Here is an 18,684-nt window from a genome sequence, read left to right on the forward strand (position 1 = left end):
TCAGGTAGCAGGTTCGGATACTTTTTACGTTATAATATAACAATACAAAGCTGCTAACTTTATTTTGCAAGGTCGGCTCAATGGTCAGGGTTTTCAGTATTTTCTCGGGGCTTGTTCTGCTGCTGAGTACACAGGCGTTTGCCGCACCGCCCTCGCCCAGGCTGGATCAGGCGCTGTGCACGCGAAGTGCCACCGTGCTGGCGTGCATCGACGCGTATGGCAACAGCTACAGCGTGGCGATGTCAGGCACCACCATGTTCCTGCGCGGGTATGAAAGCGACGGCAAGCGACGCTGGGCGCAGACCAACAGCCGCTATGGGTCGCTGACGTTCTTCACGGGGCTGGCCTCGGATGGCGAGGCGTGGGTGGGGTATATCCAGAAAGTCGGCTGGACGACGATCAGCCGGGTGTCTAGCTCCAGCGGCAGCCGGAGCAAGATCACCTGCAGTCGCGTGACGGGTTGTCGTTAGACTACCGCCTGCTCCGCCGCCTTCTGCTCCTGCCGCCAGGCAATGAACGAACCTGCCGGAGGGTTGCGCTCGAAGTACTGCTTCATTCCATCGAACAGCCCGTCGGCCACGGCCTGCTGATGACGCGCCGTCACCAGGCGCTGGCTGTCGCGGCTGTTGGAGATGAAGCCGGTCTCCACCAGAATCGATGGCACGTCCGGGGATTTCAACACGGCAAATCCGGCCTGTTCCACGCGCTTCTGGTGCAGCGTCGTCACACCCTCCAGGCTGCCGAGCACGGTGTGGCCCAGTTGCAGGCTGGCGGCGATGGTGGCGTTCATCGACATGTCGAGAATCACCCCGGCCAGCATCGGGTCCTTGTCTTTCAGGTTGAGCAAGCTGTTGGCGCCGATCAGGTCCGCGCCGTTTTCGCGCTGGGCCATGAAACGCGCGGTCGCGGAGGTCGCGCCGTTCTCCGACAAGGCAAACACCGACGCGCCCGATGCAGTCAGGCGTGGCGCCGCATCGGCATGCACCGAAATGAACATGTCGGCGTTGTATTTGCGGGCAATGTCCACGCGCTTGCGCAGCGGCACGAAGAAGTCGTCGTTGCGCACCAGGCGCACATCGAAGCCCTTCTCGCGCTTGAGCCGCTTGGCCAGCAACTGGGCGATGGACAACACCACGTCTTTCTCGCGCTCGCCCTTGGAGCCGATGGCGCCTGGGTCCTTGCCGCCGTGCCCGGCATCGACCACCACCATGATGTCGCGCTTGGGGTGATTCTTGTCAGGCACTGGCGCAGGCGGCTCTTTGGCCACGACGGCGGCAGGCGCTGCTGCGGCCAGCTGCACGGGAGGGTGCGCGGCGACGTCATGACCCAGGTCCACTACCAGGCGGTTGCCCTGCGCGCCCTCAGGCCCGAGCAAAAAGCTGTTGAGCTGCACGGGCGAAGCCAGGTCGAGCACGATACGGGTATCCCCCTGGCCGAAGTGACCGGAGCGGATCGCCTTGATTGGCGAGTTTTCCAGCGCCAGTTGACTGAAGTCGCCTTCCAGTCGCGCACCGCTGACGTCGATGATGATGCGTTCAGGTGCACTCAGGGTGAAGGTCTTGTACTTCACCGGACCGCTAAGGTCGAACACCAGCCGCGACTTGTTTTCGGAGCGCCATAGTCGCGCGTTGCGAATCTGCGTGGCATTGACGGAGAAAGGAAGCGCGAAAGCGGCGCTGGCCAAAAGCATATTGAGCAGCATTTGACGTCGATGCATGGCACGTTCCGAAAAAAGACGAGCATCCCGGCTCTGGTAGGCATGAACATTGTTCGTAACAATATAACATGCCGCCGGGAACTCGAAGATGAAGCTTTTTACAGAATTGGCCGGACTTTTAAGCTGAAAATCAAAGGCTAAGGGCAAAAACTCATGTGAAACAAGAGGATGTTCCACGTGGAACATGGACAGGGGATTGGTCACTGAAAACAGAAACGCCCCGGTAAACGGGGCGTTCGGACAAACGGTCAATCAGGTGCGAGGCTTAACGGTTCCACAGTTCTGGCCCAGCCAGACGGCCTTGGTGTCCATGCTGCCGTTCTGCTGCTGTCCGGTGGCATTGAACGAGCCCACAACGTGGGTGTTGAACTCGCGATCACTGAGGAACTGCGCGGTGCCGGTACCTTGTGCACGAGGGCAACTGAACTTGAATTTCCAGGTCGGCCCATTGCGATCAGTGATTTGCTGACTGCACCCGGACTTGGGATCGGTCAGTGGAATCTGTTCGTTCTTCACCTGCTCCGGCGTCAGGCAAACCCGCACGCCTTTGCCGCCCAGGGTAATGCCTTGTTTTTCCAGCATTTGTTCCATGGCCGCACGTTGCTGTGGAGCCATCATCTGCAGCTGGGCGAGCATGACCTGCATGTCGGGCATCTGCTGACCATCGACCTGCATGTTGCTGGACGTCAGTTCCCACAATCCGGGTTGCAGCACCTGGGCCTGAACGAACGGCGCTGCCAGACCCACCATCAACGCCAGTACGCGCTTTTTCATGAACCCTGTTTCCTTCTTTTCTGAGACAGTTCGGTTGCGGCCTGTCGTTACCGTAGACAATGACGCTTAGACGACAAATCCGGTAACCAGTTGCAGGCCGAATTAAATAGCGACAATCGCGGCGGGCTGTGGTCTGTTAGACACAATCGAACCCGCAACAAGGTCGCTCATGGACTATCACAGCCCGTATTTTTTCGGCTATCTGATCGGCTTCACTCACCTGCTGGGCATCGTAGCAGCGATTCATGCATTGCTGACGGTGCGCACCGCGCAAGGCTCCATCGCCTGGGCCATGCCGCTCATTTTCATCCCCTATATCACCCTCATTCCCTACCTCGTCTTTGGCCGCAGCACCTTTGATGCGTATATCAAGGCGCGGCGTCAGGCCAACACCGAGATGCGTGAGGCCATCGCCGATTTCAACTGGAAGCCCTGGATCGAAGAGGCTGTCGCCGCACGGCGCTCCGACGCCTACGAATCACTGCGGGCGATGCCCAAGCTGGGCCGCATGCCGTGCCTGGCCAATAACGAAGTGAAGCTGCTGATTAACGGCGATGCGACATTCAGCGCGATATTCGACGCCATCCGGGCGGCGAAGCGTGTGGTGTTCGTGCAGTTCTTCATCATCCATGACGACGATCTGGGCCGCCGCCTGCAAACCCTGCTTCTGGAAAAGGCCGCGGAAGGCGTCGAGATTTTCGTGCTCTACGACCGCATCGGCAGCCACGCCCTGCCCGCCAGCTACGTCGATAAGCTGCGCGCCGGTGGCGTGCAGATCAAAGCCTTCGCCACTCGAAGCGGGTGGCTCAATCGCTTCCAGATCAACTTCCGCAATCATCGCAAGATCGTGGTGGTCGATGGCGTGCGCGGCTTTGTCGGCGGGCATAACGTCGGTGATGAATACCTGGGGCTCAAGCCTCCATTGGCGCCGTGGCGTGATACCCATGTGGCGATCATCGGGCCGGTGGTGGCGTGCCTGCAGGAGTCCTTTGCCGAGGACTGGTTCTGGGCAACCCGGGAGTTGCCGCCGCTGATTCTGCCCGAGCACTACCCCGAAGACGGCGTGCTCTGCCAGTTGCTCGCCACCGGCCCTGCGGATCGGCAGGAGACCTGCTCGCTGTTTTTCGTCGAGGCGATCCACGCAGCCACCGAACGGGTGTGGATCACCACGCCCTACTTCGTGCCCGACGAGGCCGTATTTGCCGCGCTGCGTCTGGCGGTACTGCGCGGCGTTGACGTGCGGTTGCTGCTGCCATCGCGCCCCGACCACTACACGGTGTACGCGGCCTCCAGCCTGTTCGCGTTCGAGGCGGTGCGTGCCGGTGTGCGCATGTTTCGCTACCAGCCGGGGTTCCTGCATCAGAAGGTGGTGCTGGTGGACAACGAGATCACTGCGATCGGCAGCGCCAACCTGGACAACCGCTCGTTCCGGCTGAATTTCGAATTGATGCTGCTGACCGTCGACGAAGACTTCGCGCGGGAGGTGGAGGCAATGCTCAGTGACGACTTCGCCAATGCGGTTGAAATCTCGACGCAGGATAGTCGCGAGACGCATCAGTTGCAGCGCCTGGGGATGCGCGTGGCGCGGCTGATTTCACCGATACTCTGACGGACGATTACTGTAGGAGCGCGCTTGCCCGCGACGGCGATCGACCATCCGCTGCGATGTCGTCCGATCTGACGCCATCGCGGGCAAGCGCGCTCCTACAGGTCTTCGTCAGGGGTAAAGATCCTCACGGGTCCACGGCAAATCATGGCTGCCATCGGCGCGGGGTTTCACCGCCAGAATCTGATGCAGGTTGATCCAGCCCTTGGAGAACGCATAAGCGCATCCGGCCAGGTACAGGCGGAAGATCCGCAAGGCCTGCTCCGGCACCATCGCCGCTGCCACCTCCAGCTTTTCTTCCAGCCGCGTGCTCCAGTGATCCAGGGTACGGGCGTAGTGCAGGCGCAGGCTTTCGACGTCCACCACCTCCAGCCCCGCCTCGCTGATGAAACCGGTGATCATCGACAGGTGCGGCAGTTCGCCGTTGGGAAACACATAGCGGTCGATGAAATCACCCGCCCCGCGCCCCACAGGGCGCCCATCGGTGTGCTTGGCGGTGATGCCATGGTTCATCACCAGCCCGCCCTCCTTCACCGCCGCGAACAGGCACTTGGCGTAGAGGTCGAGGTTGGCGTGGCCGACGTGCTCGAACATGCCCACACTCACGACCTTGTCGAAGCGGCCGTCCTTGGGCAGGTCGCGATAGTCGAGCAACTGCAGCTCCACCCGGTCCTCCAGCCCCTCGGCTTTGACTCGCTCCCGCGCCAGCGCCAGTTGCTCGCGGCTCAGGGTAATGCCGAACACCTTCACCCCGTACTCGCGCGCCGCGAAACGTGACAGGCCGCCCCAGCCGCAGCCCACGTCGAGCAGATACTCGCCGGGCTTGAGGCGCAGCTTGCGGCACAGGTGATGAAATTTGTCCTGCTGCGCCTGATCCAGCGTCTCGTTGCCGGTCTTGAAGTAGGCGCAGGAATAGACCATGTCCTTGTCCAGCCACAGCCGGTAGAAGTCGTTGGAAAGGTCATAGTGGTAGGAGATCGACTTGGCGTCGGTGTCCTTGTCGTGCTGCGTGCGGGTGGGCGCGCTGGTGTCGTCTTCGTCGGCGAGGGCCAGGGTCAGTTCGTCACAGACCCGCATCACTTCGCTGATCGAACCCACAAGGTCAAGCCGGCCTTCAACGAAGGCGCTGCCCAGAAGGTCAAGGCTGGGGTGACTGAAATCGGACACCAATGCGGGGTCCTTCACGACGATGGTGACGCTTGGGTCGGACCCAAGGTCGAACTCGTTGCCATCCCAAAGCTTGAGTCGTAGAGGCAAATGAAGCTTTTGTAACGCCGGTGGAAGTTGCGCAAGCATTGAGATATCCCCCTGATCCGGAAACACGGAAAAGGGTAGTCCAAAACCGGCTCCAGAGTAGGAACCGTCAGGCTATCGGCTTGTTATGAGAGCGACGACAAATCTGAAATCGAGTACAGCCCTGTACTCCGGATTTCCAGCCAATGCGAAGCCTGCGATGGAGCACCCTCTTCGTGACTGACTCATAATTTGTTACAGAGTTCTTCAAAGCTCAAGCGAATTTTTATACTTACGTGAGCCTGTCAAAACCGGTGCTCACAGCGCGAGCACCGGTAATCAAGGCTTGCAGGCAATTATGAAATTTTGCCGATAGGCTCGTGGAAGCGCAGCAAGCGTCCGGCGTTGCCGAGCACCAGCAAGGTGCTGAGGTTGTGCAGGATAGCAGCGATCATCGCGCCCGCAGCCCCCAGCACCCCGAACGCCGCCAGTGCGACAATCGCCAGCGTCCAGCCCAGCCCGATGATGACGTTGACCTGCAACGTGCTGCGGCACTGCCGGCTCAAGCGCACGCAAGTCCCCAGGCGGCGCAGGTCGCTGCCGATCAGCACGATATCGGCCGAGGCCAGTGCGATGTCAGCGCCGCCCGCACCCATGGCCACGCCCACCACGCCAGCCTTCAAGGCCAGCGAATCGTTGATGCCGTCACCCACCACCATCGGCCGGAAGCCGCTCTTGATCTCCCCCATCACTCGGTTGAGCTTGTCTTCGGGCAGGGCCTGGGCGTGGATGTCGCTGATGCCGACCTCATGGGCCAGGCTGTCGGCCACACTCTGCCGGTCGCCGGTCAGCAGCAGTTGCCGGCCCATGCCCAGCTCACGCAATTCACTCAGGGCCTGACGGGCCTCGGGCTTGAGACTGTCGGCCAGCAGCAACCAGGCGAGGAACACACCATCGACCGACAGCCCGGCAATAGGGCCGTCGTGATCGGGCACAGGCGAGGTGGCGATGCCCAGTTGCGCGAACAGCTCAGGCCGGCCAAGGGCAGCTTCTCCGCGCTCGGTCTGGGCAACGACGCCAAGGCCCTGGCGTTCGCGAATGTCTCGCAGCGCCAGCAGTTGATCCTTCTCGACCAACCCCGCCAGCGCGCGACTGACCGGGTGGCTGCTGGCCGAACCGAGACTGGCAGCGAGCGGAATCAGCTCATCGCCGGCGCCCTCCTCGGCTTGTACCGATTGCAGGCGCAAGCTGCCGTAAGTCAGGGTGCCGGTCTTGTCGACCACCAGGGATGTCAGGTCGGCGAGTTCTTCAAGGAAGGCCGAACTGCGAATCAGGATGCCGTGGCGCGCCGCCACAGCGATCCCGGCAATCGCCGTGGCCGGCGCCGACAGCACCAGCGCGCAAGGGCATGCCGCAACCAGCACCGCCAGCATGGCCTGCGCGTTGTTGGTGATGAACCAGGTGACAGCGGCGATCAGCAACACCAGCACCATGTAGCTGCCCGCGTAACGCTCCAGCAGCCGAGTGATCGGCGGCTTCGAACGCTCGGCGCTCTGCATCAGGGCGATGACTTTGCCCAGGGTCGACTCATTGCCGATGCGCGTCACCTCGATGCGCAACAGGCCATCGAGGTTGATCGCGCCGCCGAACACCTCCATGCCGGCACGCGCTTCCAACGGCACCGACTCACCGGTGATCGGCGCTGTGTCCAGGCTCGCCTGGCCGGACATGACCATGCCGTCGGCGGGCACCCGGTCCCCGGCGCGCACTTCAACCCGGTCCCCGGCGACCAGGGTGCCGTTGTCCACTTCACGGATCGAGCCGTCGGCGGTGATCAATCGTGCATGGCTGCGAGTCAGTTTCCCCAGCGCCTGAATCGCTTCCTGGGAGCCGATGACGCTGCGCTCTTCCAGCACATGGCCGAAGATCATGATGATCGGCAGCAAGGCGGCAGTCATCAGGTCGCCCGTGGCCCAGGCGCCGAGCATGGCCAGCGCGATCAGTTGATCGGTGATGCCGTGCAGGCTTGGATAGCGCAGGCTGTGCCAGCCCGCACTGACCACCGGAATGGCCACCAGCAGCGAGGCCGCACCCAGCAGCAACTGGCTGACGCCGACCTGCTCGGGGGCAAAGAAGCGCCACACCAGCCCCAGCGCCAGCAAGCCCAGGGCAAGCATTGCCAGGGTCAGCTGGCGTGCGGCGCTGCGTTGCTCGGTGCTGGTCAGCATGCTGCCGGGCTCGGGCGCATCAGCGTGATGATGGTCATGGCTATGGTCAGCGCCATGGTTGTGAACAGCTTCGCCACTCATTTGTCGGCTCCCTGAATGATCAGGCGTGAATCGTCATGGGGATCGACCGTGGTCACCGACCCTGCCTGTTTGAGAATGCCCGGCACCCGCTCGCGATAGAGACGCAGCAGCAGGCCGGGGTCGCTCTTGTCCTGGATCGACTGGGCCAGGCCGGTCACCGCCGCGGTATCGGTCTGCGCCTTGGCCAGCCGCTCGGAAGCCTGGGCATGGGCGACTTGCAGCGTGCGGTCGGCTTGCTGGTTGGCAGTCTGGTTTTGCTTCTCGGCGTCGGTGCGGGCATTGGCGACGGCTTGATCAGCTTGCTGGCTGGCGGTCAGCACCGCGTTGAAGGCGTTGACCGCCGCAGCGGGCAGGCTGGATTGCACGTCCACGCGCACCACCTCGACACCCAGGCCGACGCCGGTGGCCGTCAACTCTTCAAGACGCTTGTTGATGCCCTGCACCAGATCGCCACGCAGTCGCTCGCGGCGCTCGGCAGACTGGCTGTCGGAGCCGATCAACTCAGGGCGCGCCACCAGAATGGTGTCCAGATCTCGTGCGGCGGTGAGGCTCACGGCGCTGCGATTGACCAGCCGATCCAGCGCCGGCAGCACATGCTCGCCTTGCAGGACGAACTCGCGAGGGTCAGTGACCTTGTAGTACGCCGTGACATCGAGCTGCACGACACCGGCATCCCCAGTCAGCAGATAGCCGGATCCGGCCAGCGCATCGCTCATGGGCGTGGCGAAACTGGTGACCTTGTCGGCAGCCAACGCGGTAGGTGAACGCAGCAGGGTTTCGACATGGCGCTCGATCACCCGGTCCGCCGAAGGCAGCAGCGTCACCTGTTCAAAGGGTTGCGGCCAGGCCAGCAGCAGCCCGGCGTTCTGCACCCGATCCAGCTCACCAAAACGGAACACCACGGCGCGGTTCTGCGGGTCGATCTGCCGAACGTTGGACACCGCCCACCCCAGCGCGGCCAGCAGCGTCACAGCGTACAGGCCCAGGAAGGCCAAGCGGCTGGCCTGCAACCAGGGGCTGTTGACCGGTGCGCGCTCGACCTGCATCGAGTCTTGCTCACTCATGGCTGCGTTCCAGCCTTGCCATCGGACTTGCCATCCAGGCTCGGCGGTCCGTCCACCAGCACCCGGAACGGTGCGGCATCGGTGCGCAGGATCAGCTTGGTGGTCGGCCCGACGACCGTGCCCAGGGTGTCCAGCGAGCGCAGCAGGTTGTACAGCTGCGGCGAGCTGGCGTAGGCGCGACCGTAGATCAGCGCAGCCTCCACGCGGGACTGCGCCTCGATATCGGCGGCCTTCACCGCAGCATCCGCTTCAACGATACGGGCGTCGCGCTCGGCGGCAGAACGGATCTGCGCCGCTTCGCGCTTGCCGATGGCGGTGCGTTCGGTGGCGATGGTTTCGCGTTCGGCGCGCATGCGATCGACCGTGGCGTTGAGGGTCACCGAGGGCAGTGTCAGACGCTCCACACCCACCTGCAGGACGCGCACGCCGTAGGTGGTCAGCAGTTGCTTGTCGATCTGCTGGCGCAGTTGATCTTCGAAGTCACCGATGCGCACCTGGCTGGCGTCGGTGTTGACCAGGCTCGACAGATCGAAACTGGCCGCCGTGGTTTCCAGGGCGGAACCTACGAAGGTGCGGATCTGCCGTGCGGCTTCATCGGGCTGGTTCTGCACTGCGCGCATGAAGCGCTTCACGTTGTCCGGGTCGCCCTGCACCTGCCAGGCCACGTAGGCCTGGACGATGATGCGCAGGCCATCGCGGGTGCCCACATCCTGCAAACCGCTTGAGGTGGTGCGCAAACGCAAGTCCACTGGAATCGCCGCTTCGAACGGCGCCGGCCAGCGCCAGCTCAGTCCCGGGTCGAGCAGCACCCGCGCAGGGTTGCCGAAGCGCGTGACCACCGTGGCCTCGCCGGAGCGCACCTGCACCAGGCTTGCAGCCGCCACCGCAAAGGCAATCAGCACCGCCGCAAGCCCTGCACGACGCCACGGAAACAGCGCAGGCCCGGACTCGTCGCCGTGGTGATGATGGTGACCGTGATGGTGGCCATGGCCGCCGTGGTCGTGGCCGGAATGATCGTGGGAATGAAACAGACTCAAGGGACGACTCCTTATTCAGCCAATGGCTGGTCGGCTGACTTGGACGACGCCGCAGGGTCGACCGGGAGAGTGAAAGAACGCAGATCGATGGTGGGCGCGCTGGTGCCGCCCAGACGATGATCCAGTACAAGCAATTTGGCGTGGGTCAGGCCCTGGGTCAGCTGGCTCAGGTACTGCTCCAGCAAGAACGCCTGGCCGGCCTTGGCATAACCTTGCTGCTCGGCGGTAAACCGCAGGTCTGCACTTTGTGCCGTGGACATGACTTCGCGGGAATTCGCCGCCGCCTGATCGTGGGCAATGCTGGCGTGCAACTGCGCAAGGTTGGCCTTGTCCGCCGCCGCACCGCGCTCGCGGGCGATCAGCGATTGGGCGCTGATCTGCGCCGCCTGCACAGCGTGATAGGCATTGGCCGCGCCTGCCGGTGGATGGATCGACTCGACTACCGTGGCGAGGATTTCCACGCCGCTGTCGAGCTTCTTGAGATCGCGCTGCACTGCGCTGCCAATGTCATTGGCCAGATCCGTGCGCTGCTCGCCCAGGAGTTCGTCGAGGGTGCGCGAGGCGAAATCGTGAACCAGGATGCGGCTGGCCGTGCTGCGGATCAGGCTCGGAATGTCGGCGCTGTTGTAGGTCGCGGCCATGGCCGCCTCGTCGCTCAGGCCGATGCGATAGACGAAGCGCACGTCCATGTTGACGATCTGGAAGCTCTGTTTGTCGCCCGAACCGCTGGCGATGACCTGGGATTTGTCATTGATGTGCGTGGCATCCCACAGGCGGTTGGCGGTGGTCGGCGGCGGGCCCTCGGCAAGGTCGGCCATCGGCTGTGCAGCAGCGTCTTTGCCACTGCCGCCTTCCGAGACGCTGGTCGCCAGCTCATGCACCACACCGTTCTCGACCGCCAGCACCGTGCCGAACGGCCACGGCAAACCGGCGTGCAAGCCTGGGCCCATCACCTCGACCGGCTTGCCGAAACGCTCGTAGATGCCGCGGCCCTGCATCGGGATTTCATGCACGCCGCTCAACGCCCAGCCCAGTGCGACAATGACCGCCAGCACCGGCAAAAAGGCCCGGCGCATGTAGGTAAAGGCCCAGACCTGACGCAGGTCGATGCCGAAGCGATTGTGCAGTTCGTTCTGCAGCGCCATCAGCGGACGCGGTGGCCAGCGCAGCAGGCCGGCGACGAAACTGCTGGCGACCAGCCGTGGCTCCAGCCGTTCGTTGCGCGGGCTGAAGACCGAAAGCAACGCACGGGTCAGCAACTCGAGCGCCACAAGCCCGGGAAGCAGTCCGATCAGCACTGCCAACCGAGCGGGCCAGACGCGATCCGGCGATGAGAAAAACAGACAGAACGCAGCCACCAGCAAGGTGCCGATTGCCACCTTCGCAATCTGCGCCAGCTGCTCGGCTTCCGGCCAACTGGCTTCGGATTCGTTGCTGAACTGGCGCTCCAGCACCAGCAAGCCGAATGCGACCAGCAGCAACAGGCCCGCGACGATACTGCCGGCAAGCCCCACGGAGGTGCCGACCAGGTTCAGGTTCCAGATCATGGAAATACTGATGAGCGCCAGCAGCGACCAGCCCGCCAGCCAGAACACCGGCACGCCGATCTGCCCCGCCATCGACGCCCCTGCCCCGCCGATTCGCGAAAGCAGGCGGTCATACCAGCCAGGCTCCACGGCGTCCTCGGCATCAAGCTCGCTGCCAGCCTCGGCAGGCGTGAGCACGTGGGCGCGCCACAGGGCAACCACCAGCGCCGACTGCAACGCCGAGGCCAGTACCAGCAGGCTCGCGGCGCTGTTGGTGAGCACTGCCGTCCACAGCGAATTGGGGGAAAACAGGTCGACGAACAACGACACCACCAGCCCCAGCACGCCCAGGCCACCCAGCACATACGTCAGCCGGGACAGGCGCCGCGCCTGAAAGCTCGCTCGCTGAAACCTTGGCAGGCTCGCCGGTTCAACACCCTCAACATCCAGATCAACCCGCATCGACACTCCAGAACCTGCTGAACGCTGTAGTCATTGCATTTCCTGCCCCGCTGCGCGTGGTGAATTCACGGGATGAAACACAAAATTTATGGGGCGTTACGATATAACAGTTGTGGTGAAATTTTCGTCCCGCTCTGCAGGGCAAACATGACGATTTCTTCACTCAGACAGCCAGCAGACAGGTTAGCCCCTCACGACCGCGAACAGGTCTGGTTTTTCTGCGGCAAGGCCTTGCATCGGCCTGCGCCACAGCGTCAGATACGTCCTACAAAAAATTCGCCAAGAATCAACACAGCCCACCCCTCCCGACATGCACGTGTCGGTGTCTCAGAGGTCGGTGCCGGAGCCCTGCCCGATGCGTCAATTACCCTCGCTGAACACCTTGCGCATCTTCGAAGAGGTGGCCAGGCATCGCAGCTTCAGCAAGGCGGCGCTGTCGCTGAACGTCACCCAGGGGGCCATTAGCCGACAGATCAAACAGCTAGAGGACTACCTGGGCGTCACCCTGTTCATACGCACCCCACAGGGGCTTTCCCTCACGGAGTCGGGCGCGGCGCTGTCACCGAACCTGGCCCAGGCCTTCGATCACATCGAACGCGCCCTGCAGGCCGTGCGGGTGCCGAACCTGCGCCAGCGCCTGCGCATCCTCGCCCCACCGACCTGGGCGACGCGCTGGCTGTCGGTGCAACTGCGCACCTTTGTGCAGCGCTATCCGGACATCAGCCTGAGCGTTACCAACCAGGCGAGCCACGAGGGCTATGCCGAGGTGGATTGCCATATTCGCTTTGGCCTTGAAGCGGATACCCATTGCCAGAGCCAATTGCTGGTCATGGAGCGGCACATCGCCGTCGCCAGTCCCGAGCTGTTCGACAACGGTGAGCCGCCGGACCTGCGGCGCTTTCCGTTGCTGCACATCCTGCACGAAGGCAAGCGTTTGAAGGTCTGGGAAAACTGGCTGAGTGCGGTGGGCAGGATCGATGTCGACGCAACCCAGGGCCTGGAATTCAGCACCCTGGATCAGGTCATCAATACCACCCTGGCAGGCGGCGGGCTGGCCGTCATCGACCGGCAGATGATCGAGCGCGAACTGGCCAATGGCAGCCTGCTGCCGATCACCCCGGTGGAAGTGCTCGGCCCTTACGGCTACTGGCTGGACGTGCCCAACGACAAGCAGGGGTTGTCGAAGGTGAAGCTGTTTACCGAGTGGTTGAGTCTGGTGAGTAATCCGTGACAGGTGCGCCGCGCAGCCCACGCCTGTAGGAGCGCGCTTGCCCGCGATGGCGGTGTGTCATTCCATTCAATTGTGTCTGGATGGACGCCGTCGCGGGCAAGCGCGCTCCTACAGCGGACTGCGTCAGGCCTGGGAAGTCAGCGCGGGTTCAACCACGGGTGCAGCATCCCCCTCCTTCACCGTACACGCCTGACTCAAGGTCAGCGCCTTGGTTTCCGGCGCCCAGGCCCAGGAGATCAACGCACCCAGCGCCAGGATAGCGGCCAGCACGCCCATGGTCGGGCTCAGGCCGATGCCGGCGACGCTGATCGGCAACAGGAAGGTGCTGATCGCCGAACCCAGGCGGCTCACCGCAGTCGCCAGGCCAATGCCGCTGGCGCGCACTTCGGTGGGGAAGCTTTCGGCCGGGAACACGCCCACGAGGTTGCTCACCGCCGACAACACCAGGGTGAACAGCGCAAACGCCGCCACCATCAGCACCGCCGAGCTGCTGGGCAGCACCGCCAGTAGAAACAGCGCGATGGCCAGGATGATGAACGAGTTGATGAGGAAACCCCGACGGGTGAACTTGATCGTGCACCAGATGCCGATCAGCGCACCAAGGATCAGCAGCATGTTGAGCATCAGTTCGGTGCCGAAGCCTTCAGCCAGGCCCATCTTCTGCAAGATCGATGGCAGGAAGGTGTAGATCGCGAAATACGGCATCACGATGCAGACGAAGAACAGGCAGTTGAACAGCGTGCGGGTACGGTACTCGCGGCTGAACAGAATGGCGTAGCCGGAGCGGGTGTCGCTGGAGCGCTCTTCGTCGAGCACCACATTGTCACCCAGGTGTTTCTTGACGATGGCACGAGCCTCGGCAACCCGGCCCTGGTTGATGAGCCAGCGCGGCGATTCCGGGGTACCGATCCGCGCCAGCAGAATCAGCGCGGCGGGAATGGCCGAAGACGACAGCATCCAGCGCCAGGCGTCGTCACCGAGGGACAGCATCGCTGTGCCGACGAAGGTGGAAGCCACGTAACCGAAGGTCCAGATCACGCTGAACGAACCCAGCAGCACACCGCGATGTTTCTTCGGCGAGAACTCGGCGAGCATGGCGTGGCCGACACTGAAGTCGCCCCCCAAACCGATGCCGATCAACACACGGCACAGGAATAGCTGCATCGCGGTTTCGGCGTAGAACTGCATGACCGAAGCGAGGGTGATGAGCACGAAGCTGACGAGAAAGATTTTCTGCCGCCCGACCCGGTCGGAAATCCAGCCGAAAAACAGACTGCCCAGAAACAGTCCTATCAGCGCGGAGGCGCCGATCAGTCCCTGCCAGAAGGCATTCAGGTGCAACTGCGGGCTGAGCAGGGTGAATGCGATACCGATCAGGCCCAGGATGTAGCCATCGGTGAAGTGCGCACCGAACGTCAGGCCTGCGATCTTGATGTGAAACTTGCCGATGGGCAGATCATCGATTTTTACCGGTTGAACAGACATGTTTGCCTCCAGTTATTGTTATTGACGGAGAAGCGAAACCGAATCCTTCGGCGGTGTGAAAGCGTGCGTGGCTAATGCACGAAGGTCATTGCGACATCCTGCTTGTAGGAGCGCGCTTGCCCGCGATTGCGTTGTGCCAGACGATGAATCTGTCACATACGCAACGCCATCGCGGGCAAGCGCGCTCCTACGGTACTTCGCGTGTGCTTAAAGCCCACCCATCAGCAAGTATTTGATTTCCATATAGTCTTCCAGACCATAACGCGATCCTTCGCGCCCCAGGCCCGACTCCTTGACGCCGCCAAATGGCGCCACTTCCGTGGAAACAAGCCCTTCGTTGATGCCCACCATCCCTGCTTCCAGGCCTTCGGCCACTCGCCACACGCGTCCGATGTCGCGGCTGTAGAAGTACGCCGACAGGCCGAACGGCGTGTCGTTGGCACGGCGCAGCACCTCGGCTTCATCCTTGAAGCGGAAGCACGCTGCCACAGGGCCGAAGGTCTCTTCCTGAGCGATCAGCATCTGATCGTTCACCTCAGTGATCACGGTCGGTTCGAAGAAGGTGCCGCCCAGCGCATGACGCTGGCCGCCGCACAGCAACTTGCCGCCCTTCTCCAGCGCATCGCCGACGTGCTGCTCGACCTTGCCCAGCGCCGCGTCGTTGATCAGCGGGCCCTGCTCGGTGTCGCCTTCCAGGGCATTGCCCACGCGCATCAAAGCCACAGCTTCGGCCAGCTTGCGGGTGAAGGCGTCGTACACGCCGTCCTGAATGAAGAAGCGGTTCACGCAAACGCAGGTCTGCCCGGTGTTGCGGAATTTCGAGGCCATGGCGCCTTTGACGGCGGCATCCAGATCGGCGTCGTCGAAGACAATGAACGGCGCGTTGCCGCCCAGCTCCAGCGAGACCTTTTTCAGGGTGTCGGCGGCCTGGCGCATCAGCAATTTGCCGACGCGGGTGGAGCCGGTGAACGACAGCTTGCGCACCACGGTCGAGGCTTGCAGCGCGCCGCCGATGGCGACTGCATCACCGGACACCACGTTGAACACGCCCGCCGGGATGCCTGCCTGCTCGGCCAGCACCGCCAGCGCGAAGGCCGACAGCGGCGTCTCTTCAGAAGGTTTGAGAATCATGGTGCAGCCAGCCGCCAGCGCCGGGCCAACCTTGCGGGTGACCATCGCCAACGGGAAGTTCCACGGGGTGATGGCGGCGACCACGCCGATGGCTTCCTTGGTCACGACGATCCGCGCATCCGGTTTGTGGCTCGGAATCACGTCGCCGTAGGCGCGCTTGGCTTCCTCGCCAAACCACTCCAGAAAGCTCGCGGCGTAGCCCACTTCGCCCATGGCTTCGGCAAAGGGTTTGCCTTGTTCGCGGCTGAGCAAGGTCGCCAGCTCGCGCTGATTGCTCAGCATCAGCTCGCTCCAGCGCTTGAGCTTCACGCTGCGTTCCTTGGCCGTGAGCTTGCGCCAGGCCGGCAGCGCGCGTTCGGCGGCGGCGATGGCAAGATCAGTTTCCTCGGCCCCACCCTTCTGCACCTGGGCGATCAGCTCGCCGGTCGCAGGGTTGGAGACTGGGTACGTTGGGCCGCCGGTCGTCCATTGACCGTCGATGTAGTGCCCGTTGCGAATCAGCGCGCTCATGCTACGGCCTCAGTCAGGCTGAAGACTTGAGTGGCAGGGCGCGCGGTGCGCAGGATGCGTTTGCCGGCGGTGTAATCGTTGATGACGTCGCACGGGGTGTAGTTGCGCTCCAGCTCGTACAGCTCATCGGCATCCAGTTTGGTTTCCAGCGCAGCCAGGGCGCTGTCGAATTGCTGCGTGGTGTCCGCGCCGACCAGCATGCAATCGACACCCGGATGGTTGGCGACCCACGCCTGGGCGATCTGCGCGTTGGACACGCCGCGACGCTGGGCTACGCGCTGCACCGAATGGGCGATCTGGAACGAGGCTTCGTCGCTGTACATCTGCTGGGTGAAGAAGTCGGTCTGGTTGCGGGTGGATTGCACGTCGCCGGTCAACAGGCCACGCGCCAGCGGGCTGAATACCGACACGCCCAGGCCCTGGTCGCGGCAGAACGGAATCATCTCGCGCTCTTCTTCGCGGTAGGCGCAGTTCAGTTGCAACTGCATGTTGATCGGCTTGACCCAGCCATTGCGCTCGCAGGCCATGAGGATCTTCGCCAACTGCCCGGTGAGCATGGTCGAGACGCCGATGTAGCGTGCTTTGCCGGAACGCACGATGTCGTTCATGGCGCTCATGGTTTCTTCGACCGGAGTGTTCACGTCGAAGTAATGCAGCATGAACACATCGACGTAATCCATGCCCAGGCGGCTCAGGGACGCGTCGATGCTGTCCATGATGTGCTTGCGCGAATGGCCGCTGGCGTTCTTGCCGGCGCGGGTGCCGTAGCCGACCTTGGTGGTGATGACCAGGTCTTCGCGACGGGCCAGGCGCTTGACGATGCGTCCGACCACTTCCTCGCCGACGCCGGCGGAGTAGAAGTCCGCCAGGTCGATGAAGTTGACGCCGTTTTCCAGCGCATGGCGCACGATCGGCTCGCTTTTCTTCTCGTCGAAGATCCACGGTTTCCAGTCAGGGGTGCCCATGTTCATGGTACCCAGGCACAGGCGTGAGACTTCGAGGCCCGAATTTCCCAAACGAATGTATTGCATGGCGCGGACCTCAGGCTTTTGGCGTGTAGAAAGGGTTGCTGATGCGGTTGACCACATCGGCCAGTTGCGAACGCTCGGGCTTGCCGGTCAGGGCTGCGCGGATCGCGGTGCGGCAGGCGTTGTAGTTGTTCAGGTAGACGGCATCCAGGTCGTCGCAGGCCGGGTTGACCCAGTTGGCGGTGACGATCGCCCACTCGTCCTCCGCTTCGGCTGGCAGGGTGCCGTCGAGCAGCGCTTCGGTGACGGCCTTGGCGATGCCGGCCTGAGACGCGCCCCAGGTGGCGTTGCCGTGCAGGTCGCTGCCGATGGCGGCCTTGTTCACGTAAAGGGTCATCGGTTTGACCGGGATGTTCGGCTGGGCGATGACCATGAACGGACAGTGACCCTGGCTTGGCGAGGCGAGGCTGTTGGCGAAGGCCTGGCCGGCAGGGCCGTTGCGCGGGCCGATCAGGATGTTGATGTGGGCAGCGTTGACGCCTGGGCCTTCGAAGCCTTCACCGATGTACAGGTTGAGTTCTTTCATGGGGTGTTCTCCGAAACGGAAAAAATGCAGGTGATCAGAACCGCACGCGGATGCCGGGCATCGCGTGGCGAATGGAGGAAGTCGGAGAGCGCCGCATTGGGCTGGACGGAATGGGGGCGTGCAGTGAAGTCATATCGCAAGCGCTCTTTGTTGTTGTGGGTGAGCTGTGATGCGATTTGTATCACCGGGATTTTCGCGGGCTGTAACCATAAAAACTCAAGGGGGTATGAGTTCAAGTCATACCCCGCAAATCCCCTGTAGGAGCGCGCTTGCCCGCGACCGCGATGTGCCTGTAACAAATATGTCGGATAACACACCGCCGTCGCGGGCAAGCGCGCTCCTACAAGCGAAAGATGCACTATGCTCCCAGAAAGTTATCCACAGGGAGCTGGCCCGCGATTATGCTGACCACACTCAAAACCTGGCTGCAGAAAATCCTGCATCCGGTCGCCAAGGTCCTGTTCGATGACGGTGTGCGCGCCATTCACGTGACGCTGTGCGCAGGCCTCATTTCCATCGCGGTCGGGGTACTGGTCGCGGCCTTTGCGTGGTACCCCTGGATGTTCCTGCTGATTCCGGCCTGGCTGCTGATTCGTATGCTGTTCAATGCGGTCGAGTCGGTGCTCGCCGGAGAGTTCGGGCAGCAGTCGAAACTGAGCACCTGCGCCCGCGAACTCAGCGTCGTGGTGACTGAAACCGCTCTGTTCTTGCCGTTTTCAGTGATTCCCAAGGTCAGCCTGCTGCTGGTCCTGCTGGTGACCCTGCTGTCGATTTTCAGTGAGTTTGCCGGGTTGCTCGGCCCCGCCATAAAGGCCTCCCGAAGACGCGACGGGCCTATGACCAGCGATATCCGCATGCTGTGTTTTGCCATTTTCGGCGTCGGAATCGGCTCCGGCCACGTGCTCACCGCACCGATCAACATCGCCATGGCGGTGATGGCCATCCTGCTACTAGTGACGATTTTCAACAGGATCAAGCGCGCTGTGGCCGAGGTCACCAGGCCAGTCGAAGCGGCTACTCAGAAGGCTTATGCACAGGAGTGACC

Annotated in this window: 15 protein-coding genes; 4 read left to right on the forward strand and 11 right to left on the reverse strand. The window is 62.6% G+C overall.

Translation table 11 applies throughout. The features are described 5' to 3' along the window. Positions 1-80: 80 nt before the first annotated feature. On the forward strand, positions 81-470 hold the full coding sequence (locus ACIPOO_RS09975; protein ID WP_400606240.1) for a glutamine synthetase: 390 nt from the start codon (positions 81-83) through the stop codon (positions 468-470). On the opposite strand, the gene ACIPOO_RS09980 is transcribed toward ACIPOO_RS09975, so the two are convergent. Both ACIPOO_RS09980 and ACIPOO_RS09985 read right to left on the reverse strand, forming a co-directional pair. Continuing rightward, complete coding sequence (locus ACIPOO_RS09980; protein ID WP_400606243.1) at positions 467-1,717, reverse strand: N-acetylmuramoyl-L-alanine amidase; 1,251 nt, start codon at positions 1,715-1,717, stop codon at positions 467-469. The two genes, ACIPOO_RS09975 and ACIPOO_RS09980, sit on opposite strands and share 4 nt — an antisense overlap. Positions 1,718-1,969: 252 nt before the next feature. Further along, the gene (locus ACIPOO_RS09985) at positions 1,970-2,491 is read right to left on the reverse strand and encodes a DUF3617 domain-containing protein (RefSeq protein WP_274132136.1); all 522 of its coding nucleotides are present in this window, start codon (positions 2,489-2,491) and stop codon (positions 1,970-1,972) included. A 169-nt stretch (positions 2,492-2,660) separates the two neighbouring features. On the opposite strand from ACIPOO_RS09985, the gene cls reads away from it, so the two are divergent. After that, positions 2,661-4,100, forward strand: coding sequence for a cardiolipin synthase (gene cls, locus ACIPOO_RS09990; RefSeq protein WP_400606245.1), 1,440 nt, complete (start codon positions 2,661-2,663; stop codon positions 4,098-4,100). A gap of 108 nt (positions 4,101-4,208) precedes the next feature. Here cls and cfaB read toward each other — a convergent pair whose 3' ends face one another. The 5 genes from cfaB to hflK form a co-directional block, all read right to left on the reverse strand. Next, the gene (gene cfaB, locus ACIPOO_RS09995; protein WP_274132134.1) at positions 4,209-5,393 is read right to left on the reverse strand and encodes a C17 cyclopropane fatty acid synthase CfaB; all 1,185 of its coding nucleotides are present in this window, start codon (positions 5,391-5,393) and stop codon (positions 4,209-4,211) included. Between the two features lie 293 nt (positions 5,394-5,686). Beyond that, positions 5,687-7,639, reverse strand: coding sequence for a cation-translocating P-type ATPase (locus tag ACIPOO_RS10000; protein ID WP_400606248.1), 1,953 nt, complete (start codon positions 7,637-7,639; stop codon positions 5,687-5,689). Continuing rightward, positions 7,636-8,703, reverse strand: coding sequence for an SPFH domain-containing protein (locus ACIPOO_RS10005; protein ID WP_400606250.1), 1,068 nt, complete (start codon positions 8,701-8,703; stop codon positions 7,636-7,638). Before ACIPOO_RS10005 ends, ACIPOO_RS10000 begins: the two co-directional genes overlap by 4 nt. Beyond that, positions 8,700-9,740: a protease modulator HflC gene (hflC, locus tag ACIPOO_RS10010; RefSeq protein WP_400606253.1), complete on the reverse strand. Its 1,041-nt coding sequence runs from the start codon at positions 9,738-9,740 to the stop codon at positions 8,700-8,702. Before hflC ends, ACIPOO_RS10005 begins: the two co-directional genes overlap by 4 nt. Before the next feature lie 11 nt (positions 9,741-9,751). Then, positions 9,752-11,728, reverse strand: a complete 1,977-nt coding sequence (hflK, locus tag ACIPOO_RS10015; protein ID WP_400606256.1) for a protease modulator HflK — start codon at positions 11,726-11,728, stop codon at positions 9,752-9,754. 355 nt (positions 11,729-12,083) lie between these two features. Between hflK and ACIPOO_RS10020 the strand changes: the two genes are divergently transcribed. After that, positions 12,084-12,959: a LysR substrate-binding domain-containing protein gene (locus ACIPOO_RS10020; RefSeq protein ID WP_274132129.1), complete on the forward strand. Its 876-nt coding sequence runs from the start codon at positions 12,084-12,086 to the stop codon at positions 12,957-12,959. A gap of 123 nt (positions 12,960-13,082) precedes the next feature. Here ACIPOO_RS10020 and ACIPOO_RS10025 read toward each other — a convergent pair whose 3' ends face one another. The 4 genes from ACIPOO_RS10025 to fae all read right to left on the reverse strand — a co-directional run bounded on the left by ACIPOO_RS10025 (position 13,083) and on the right by fae (position 17,639). Further along, on the reverse strand, positions 13,083-14,444 hold the full coding sequence (locus tag ACIPOO_RS10025; RefSeq protein ID WP_400606259.1) for an MFS transporter: 1,362 nt from the start codon (positions 14,442-14,444) through the stop codon (positions 13,083-13,085). 207 nt (positions 14,445-14,651) lie between these two features. Then, the gene (locus tag ACIPOO_RS10030; RefSeq protein ID WP_400606261.1) at positions 14,652-16,085 is read right to left on the reverse strand and encodes an NAD-dependent succinate-semialdehyde dehydrogenase; all 1,434 of its coding nucleotides are present in this window, start codon (positions 16,083-16,085) and stop codon (positions 14,652-14,654) included. Continuing rightward, on the reverse strand, positions 16,082-17,116 hold the full coding sequence (locus ACIPOO_RS10035; RefSeq protein WP_400606264.1) for an aldo/keto reductase: 1,035 nt from the start codon (positions 17,114-17,116) through the stop codon (positions 16,082-16,084). The genes ACIPOO_RS10030 and ACIPOO_RS10035 overlap by 4 nt, the downstream gene beginning before the upstream one ends. Before the next feature lie 10 nt (positions 17,117-17,126). Beyond that, on the reverse strand, positions 17,127-17,639 hold the full coding sequence (gene fae, locus ACIPOO_RS10040; RefSeq protein ID WP_274132125.1) for a formaldehyde-activating enzyme: 513 nt from the start codon (positions 17,637-17,639) through the stop codon (positions 17,127-17,129). Between the two features lie 401 nt (positions 17,640-18,040). Here fae and ACIPOO_RS10045 point away from each other — a divergent pair, with 401 nt between their 5' ends. After that, on the forward strand, positions 18,041-18,682 hold the full coding sequence (locus tag ACIPOO_RS10045; RefSeq protein WP_400606267.1) for a CDP-alcohol phosphatidyltransferase family protein: 642 nt from the start codon (positions 18,041-18,043) through the stop codon (positions 18,680-18,682). Positions 18,683-18,684: the final 2 nt, after the last annotated feature.

This window comes from Pseudomonas sp. NPDC090201, from assembly GCF_044746825.1.
Lineage (GTDB): Bacteria > Pseudomonadota > Gammaproteobacteria > Pseudomonadales > Pseudomonadaceae > Aquipseudomonas > Aquipseudomonas putida_AD.